The following is an 875-nucleotide window of genomic DNA, read 5'->3' on the forward strand; positions in this document are numbered from 1 at the left end:
TCTCCTTCTTCTCGCAAAGTCGGTATAAGCGTTTGCCAAGCTGTCTCTGTAACGGGCTCTGCCTCATCAACCCAACAAAGCAAAATACGCCCCATAGACTTGATACTTGCAATATTCCGGTCCAGACCAGAAAACTGAAAGGCTATACGACCATCTATCGATTTAATCGACGATTCCCCAACCTTGTAATAGTCCTTTAAAAAGTCATGCGCTTCAATGGCGCGTTTAATTTCCTCCAATGAACTTTCTGCTAGCGAGTTTTGAAACTGCCGTGCACAAAGTATAGTGCCTGATATTCCTTCCCTGCCAAATTGATAGCCTTTTAAAGCCGCCATCAAGGCAAATGATCTTGTCTTTCCAGATCCTCGCCCACCCCAAGCCGCACGCACCAAAGCCTTACCTGTAAAAATCGGTATAAGCTTTGGAACAATATTAATCTGTCGTGTTGTCATGAACTAAAGGCGCGATTTCCACACGCGTTATCATCTTAATCGCCCCGCCATCTTCCCCTGTCACTTGAAGAGGCAAAATCCTCCCCAACAATGCCAAATAAGCAGCGGGGCATTTGATTGCCTGTTTTTCGAGATAAGAGATCAAACCATCATCACCATATCTCTTACCAGCGCGCTCAGCAGCCTTAAGCACTGCTTCTTTCAAAATACGTGTCGTTTTATTTGGCACACCTTTTACCCGCCCTTGACCTGCCTTTGGGGGCGTTCTTTTTGCAAGTTTTTCAGTGGTTTTCATGTGTGTTTCTTTTTGTAAACAAGACAATAAAAAAACCCCGCAAAAGCAGGGCTCTGAACAATCATATAAACTTATAAGAAAGGTTATACCTTTACCGTAATTCTAGACGCAATTCGACTAGTACAGCA

Annotated in this window: 2 protein-coding genes; both read right to left on the minus strand. The window is 43.9% G+C overall.

Annotated elements, in window-relative coordinates; genetic code table 11:
* The coding region (locus tag ACFIQE_RS10995; protein WP_375707763.1) for a phage terminase large subunit at positions 1–452 on the minus strand (452 nt) is incomplete at its 3' end.
* A complete protein-coding gene (locus ACFIQE_RS11000) occupies positions 433–747 on the minus strand; it encodes a hypothetical protein (protein WP_375707764.1) in 315 nt (104 codons plus the stop codon). The genes ACFIQE_RS10995 and ACFIQE_RS11000, both read right to left, overlap by 20 nt.
* Between the last annotated feature and the right edge of the window lie 128 nt (positions 748–875).

It is taken from the genome of Bartonella sp. AA1HLJMS (assembly GCF_042197445.1).
Taxonomy (GTDB): Bacteria; Pseudomonadota; Alphaproteobacteria; order Rhizobiales; family Rhizobiaceae; genus Bartonella.